This window comes from Saccharopolyspora spinosa NRRL 18395 (assembly GCF_000194155.1).
In the GTDB taxonomy this organism is placed as follows: Bacteria; Actinomycetota; Actinomycetes; order Mycobacteriales; family Pseudonocardiaceae; genus Saccharopolyspora; species Saccharopolyspora spinosa.
Genome location: NZ_GL877889.1, coordinates 1 through 5,616 on the forward strand (window position 1 = coordinate 1; position 5,616 = coordinate 5,616).

Sequence of the window (5,616 nt, forward strand, 5' to 3'; positions counted from 1 at the left end):
GCGCGCCACCTCGGCCTGGCCCGAGCGGCTGCGGTGACCAGGGTTTCCGAGTCCTGGGTTCTGGCATGGCTGTTTGGCAGTGAGCAGCCCTTGCCGTTCCATCTGCAGGTAATGCGGGAGGCTGCCCGGCTCCCGAGCTCTGAGCTGGTGCGCTACCTCGGCCCGGGCCAGGCACTCGAGGTGACCGGCGGCGGCGTCTCGGAGTGGGTGTTATGGGCGTGGCTGGAGGGCGCCAGCGTGGACGAGGAAGTGGTGAGCCAGGCCAGATCGAGGTGGCTACGCCAGCCCGACCCGACCCCTCTGCAGCGGATGCGCAATGCTGCCCGGCTCTCGGGCTCGGAGCTGGTGCGCTATCTCGGCCCGGGCCGAACAATGGAGGTGACCGACCCCCGCTGGTTTCCTAAGCGAGAGTCGGATGTATGGAAGGTGCTGGCGGGCAGAGAGCTCGACGAGAACCAAGCTGGGAAGCTGCGCCGGGCTGTTCTGCGGGCTATCTCGGACGAACTCAGGCAGCGGCCAAAGCCGTTGAGGCGGATGGTGTCAGGGCGGATGAGGTTTACGGCAAGGGCAGCGGTGCCGGTGCGGGCCCGGTGGTGGTCCTCGTTGAAGGCGACGTCACGAACGAGGAGGAGTCTTCCGTCGGGTAGGACCGGCGGGTTGTCCCGCCGATCCCCCCTAGAACCGTGCGTGCCACTCGTTGCGGCACACGGCTCAAGCAGCCCGCGTGGGCGGGCAGGCATCATGCGGTCCACTGGCTGGTCTCAGCGTTTGTCCGGCTTCGCCCGGATCCACCGGTGTTGTGGTGAAAGTTTGTGCGGGCGGGGGTCGTGTCGTGGTGGGGCGGGTTTTCTAAGCGAGAGTGGGATGTATGGAAGGTGCTGGCGGGCAGAGACGAGTTCGACGAGAACCAAGCTGGGAAGCTGCGCCGGGCTGTTCTGCGGGCTATCTCGGACGAACTCAGGCAGCGGCCAAAGCCGTTGAGGCGGGTGGTGTGGAACGAGAACGGGATACGGGAGGCTGAGCGCCGTCTCGCGTGGGCCGATAGCGGGTGCGTGTTCTGGGTGAGATCATGGTGCGCTTGGCCGATCGCCGTCGTCTGCTGGGGAGGGGGGGTGAGGAAGGGCGTGACATCCGCAGCGCGGCTGAGTACCGCGCGGAGCTGCGGGAAGAGGTGGTCAGGCTGGGGGGCCTGGACCGGGTGGTGCTCACGGGGAGCAAGCCGGACATCCAGGTGCCGGTGCGCGAGCTCGGCGGGGCGGGGCCCCCGAGTGGCGGGCTGAGCGCCGTCTGGCGTGGGCCGATGCCACAAAGGGAGACCAGTTCCCCTCCGGCGCCCGGTCACGGTGGGAGAAGGTGGACAACCCAGATCCGCCTCTGCGGAACGAATCGCGAGCGGTCATCAATGGACTCGAGAAGTCGTTGAAGGCTTCGGTCCGCTACCTCGTTGTTCAGGTCCTGCTCGGTAATGCGGATGCGAGAGCCATGCTGGAGGGCTCGGGGATCGTGATTCCTGACCCGGGTTCTTCTGGCGCGGTCACGGGGTTGCTGGAGCAGGTCGCCGAACCCTGGTGCGGGGCCCGAATCGGTCGGGGATACGGGTGCGGTGGCCGCGTTGCCTGGTGAGGCGCGGTCGGAGTCCACCGAGGATGTGGCGGGTGCCACCGAGGATGAGGGGTTCGATCCCGGTTCGTGGCTGACCGAAGTCGCTCTTCTTCCTGGTGATGGTGCCCGGTCGTCGTTTGGTCGTGATGGTGGCGAGGTATTGCCTGGTCGGGTCGATGGCGCGGGTGCTCCTGTGGCCCGGGCCGGGGACGGACCCGGGTGCGGTGGCCGGGTTGTCTGGTGATGCGCGGTCGGAGTCCACTGAGGATGCAGCGGGTGCCACGGAGAACGATGGTGGTGGTGGCGCGGGGACGTTCGGGTCTTCGAGTCCGGAGTCGGGGGAGGGATTCGATCCCGGTTCGTGGCTGACCGAAGTCGCTCTTCTTCCTGGTGATGGTGCCCGGTCGTCGTTTGGTCGTGATGGTGGCGAGGTATTGCCTGGTCGGGTCGATGGCGCGGGTGCTCCTGTGGGGGATTGGTGGGGCGTTGCGGACCATGCGCTGGTAATGAAGAGGTGGAAAACGACGTGGATCCCCCGCAGTTTTGTGTCGGATCTGCACGGTCGGGTGTTGGTCGAGGAGGGCACCGAGGCCTGGTATGTGATGGGCGAGTACGCGCCAGGGGAAAGGCCGGATAGCGCCACGCGGCTGGAGGACTTGTGGGATCCGCTGGCCCAGGGGCCGGCGGATGAGATGTGGAGGGTGCCGCGGCATCTGGATCCGGACGGGGAACTGCCCCCGAATACCTGGTTGGAGAACAGCGGTGAGTCGGTGGAGTTCTTCGTGCATGTGGTCGTATTTGGGTGGACTTGACGGCTGCGAGTGCCGGCGCTGGGCCCGGGCCGGGGACGGACCCGGGTGCGGGGCCTGAATCGGTCGGGGATCTGGGTGCGGTGGCCGCGTTGCCTGGGGAGGCGCGGTCGGAGTCCACTGAGGATGCGGCGGGTGCCACCGAGGATGTGGCGGGTGCCGCCGAAAACGATGGTGATGGTGCCCGGTCGTCGTTGGGTCGTGATGGTGGCGAGGTACTGCCGCCGAAGTCCCGGATGAGGAAGTGGTGAGCCAGGCCAGATCGAGGTGGCTACGCCAGCCCGACCCGACCCCTCTGCCGCGGATGCGCAATGCTGCCCGGCTCTCGGGCTCGGAGCTGGTGCGCTATCTCGGCCCGGGCCGAACAATGGAGGTGACCGACCCCGACCCCCTCGGGTTTTCTAAGCGAGAGTGGGATGTATGGAAGGTGCTGGCGGGCAGAGACGAGTTCGACGAGGACGAACGTCCTTGTCCCGGTCGCTCATCGGCAGCAGGCGCAGCATGGCGAACGTGTTTGTCACGCCCAGGTAGGCCAGTCGCAACAGCACAGTCGATCATCATGCCGTGATGCTCGACAGCAGCGAAAGCGTCCGCTCGAGCGACTACGGTCGACCTCCCCCTACACCGTGCCCGCCGCTTCTGAACAGGGCGGATGAGGTTTACGGCAAGGGCAGCGGTGCCGGTGCGGGCCCGGTGGTGGTCCTCGTTGAAGGCGACGTCACGAACGAGGAGGAGCGGCCGAGCTGACCAGCGTTGACGAGTCCAGGGCTCAGGCATGGCTGGATGGCAGTGGGCAGCCCTTCCCGTTCCATCTGCGGAGGATGCGCGAGGCTGCCCTGCTTCCGAGCTCTGAGCTGGTGCGCTATCTCGGCCCGGGCCGGGCACTCGAGGTGGCCGGCGGCGTCGTCTCGGAGGGGATGGTGTGGCAGTGGCTGGTGGGCGCCTACGAGCCCCGCGCGGAGGTTGCTGGGAGGCTGCGTCGGGTTGTTCTGGGGGCTATCACGGAGGGGCTCCTGCGGTGGTCGCAGCCGTTGAGGCGGGTGGTGTGGAGTGAGAACGGGATACGGGACGAAGTCCCGGACGAGGAAGTCGTGCGCCACCTCGGCGCGGCCCGAGCGGCCGAGCTGACCAGCGTTTCCGAGTACGTGGCTGAGGTATGGCTGGACGGCAGATTCCAGCCCAGCCCGGCCCATCTGCGGTTAATGCGCCAGGCTGCCCGGCTCCCGAGCTCGGAGCTGGTGCCCGGGCCGGGCACTCGAGGTGACCGACGTCGTCCCGGAGGTGGTGGTATGGGCGTGGCTGACGGGCTCGCGCCAGCCTGCTCCGCAGGCAGCTGGGAGGCTGCGCGGGGCTGTTCTGGGGGCTATCACCGAGGGGCTTCTGCGGTGGAGGGAGCCTGGACCACAACAGATCTGCGGACCGTCGAAGACAGATTGCCCGAGATGCGGGAGGTCGAGCGTGGCCTGGCGCGCTCGTTGCGTCGTGGTGCCGCGGATCGGGAACTGCGGGGGTTGAGCGATCGGGCCGATGCGGGGTTGGCGGAATTGCCTGGCCCGGCAAGGGACTCCTTGTTGGATGCCGCATCCGAGAAGTTGGGGGCGCCACTTAACGGCTCGTTAATTCCCGCGATCGGTAAAGCGGAGGGCGACGAATTCGATACCTTCGCGCTGGTGGTGAAGAGGCGGAAAACGACGTGGAAAACCCGCAGTTTTCTCCCGGCTCTGCACGGTCGGGTGTTGGTCGAGAAGGGCACCGAGGCCTGGTATGTGATGGGCGAGTACGCGCCAGGGGAAAGGCCGGATAGCGCCACGCGGCCGGAGGACTTGTGGGACCCGCTGACCCAGGGGTCAGCGGAGGAATTAGGGGTGGAGGTGATTCGGGCGGGGATTGTGTCCTCGGATGTGGGTGCGGATGTGCGTGCCGCTGTGCGGGAGTTGCCGTTGCGGGATGGGCGGTTTGTGGTGGCGGTGCGTGGTGATGGTGCGGGTGGCGTGGTACGTCGCCGGAGATGCTGTTCCCGCCGAAGCCCCGGACGAGGAACTGGTGCGCCACCTGGGCACGGCCCGAGCGGCCGCGGTGACCAGAGTTCGCGAGTCCACGGCTCAGGCATGGCTGGACGGCAGACGCCAGCCCCGCCCGTTGCATCTGCGGGACATGCGCGAGGCTGCCCGGCTCCCGACCTCGGATCTGGTGCGCTACCTCGGCCCGGGCCGGGCACTCGAGGCGACCGGCGGCGTCGTCTCGGAGTTTGCGGTATGGGCGTGGCTGGAGGGCGCCACCGAGCCCTATGCGGAGGATGCTGGGGAGCTGCGCCGGGCTGTTCTGGGGGCTATCACGGAGGGGCTCCTGCGGCCGCAGCCGTTGAGGCGGATGGTGTGGAGTGAGAACGGGATCCGGAAGGCTGAGCGCCGTCTCGCGTGGGCCGATCTCACGAATTTCTGGCGCAGGACACTAGTAGGTCGGGTGGCCGGGAGGGATCGCACCTCCCCGCTCCCACAGAGTGAAGTAGGCCGCCGGCGAGGTGCCCGTGGTTCGGGTCCTTTTCCGTCGGCCCCTTCCCGAACGGTACGGGCGCCTTTCAGCGCATACCGCTCTCCAGTGGTCATTTCCGGGTGGTGGCTGTGGCTCGTCCGGCGTGAATGTCCTGATGGCATGTTTCGCACACCACGAGGGTCTTGCGTTTGCGCATCGCCATCAGACGCACCCACGGTGGCCGTTCTCGCCGTCCTGGCTTGTTGAGATCGGCGAGCTTACGGATGTGATGGACTTGCAGCCCTTCGGTTCCGTCGCACAATTCGCACTGTCCGGCCACGAGCCGACGAAGCAGCTCGTTGCGTTTGGCAGTGGCCATGATCGGTTTGAGATCGGTCACGGCAGCGGTGCGTTTGCGGATGAGCGGTATCCCCCGTAGTGCTTCAAAAAGGGTTCGCTGGTTGTGAGCTGGGGTTTCGTCGGGCCGTCAGGCTGCTTGGCGGTACTCGTTGATGAGTCCCGCCACGGCTTTTCGGCGTTCGATCCGAGCTGTCGGCAGCGGTATGACGTTCGGGTCGTCGAGGGGTGCCCGCTGGTCGTGGGCTTGGTGGGGCCGATGGGTGTTGAAGTGGCAGGCGTGTTCCTGGCGGATCTTCTCCGCGTGACCTCTGTCGAAGGTCAGCACTCGGTTGGTGCTCTCTTCGCGAACGGAGCGTATGAATCGTTCCGCGTG

4 protein-coding genes are annotated in these 5,616 nt (G+C 67.0%); 2 read left to right on the forward strand and 2 right to left on the reverse strand.

Annotation, left to right across the window (positions count from 1 at the left end; genetic code table 11):
* The first annotated feature begins 2,147 nt into the window (after positions 1-2,147).
* Complete coding sequence (locus SSPN_RS0141630; RefSeq protein WP_148272136.1) at positions 2,148-2,414, forward strand: hypothetical protein; 267 nt, start codon at positions 2,148-2,150, stop codon at positions 2,412-2,414.
* Positions 2,415-2,494: 80 nt separating this feature from the next.
* Positions 2,495-2,662, forward strand: coding sequence for a hypothetical protein (locus SSPN_RS61340; RefSeq protein ID WP_237710999.1), 168 nt, complete (start codon positions 2,495-2,497; stop codon positions 2,660-2,662).
* A 2,351-nt stretch (positions 2,663-5,013) separates the two neighbouring features.
* Here SSPN_RS61340 and SSPN_RS53460 read toward each other — a convergent pair.
* Together SSPN_RS53460 and SSPN_RS0141645 are read right to left on the reverse strand one after the other, a co-directional pair.
* Entirely contained in the window at positions 5,014-5,283 is a 270-nt protein-coding gene (locus tag SSPN_RS53460; protein WP_010316667.1) for an HNH endonuclease, read from the reverse strand.
* Between the two features lie 87 nt (positions 5,284-5,370).
* The coding region (locus SSPN_RS0141645; protein ID WP_010311421.1) for an integrase core domain-containing protein at positions 5,371-5,616 on the reverse strand (246 nt) is incomplete at its 5' end.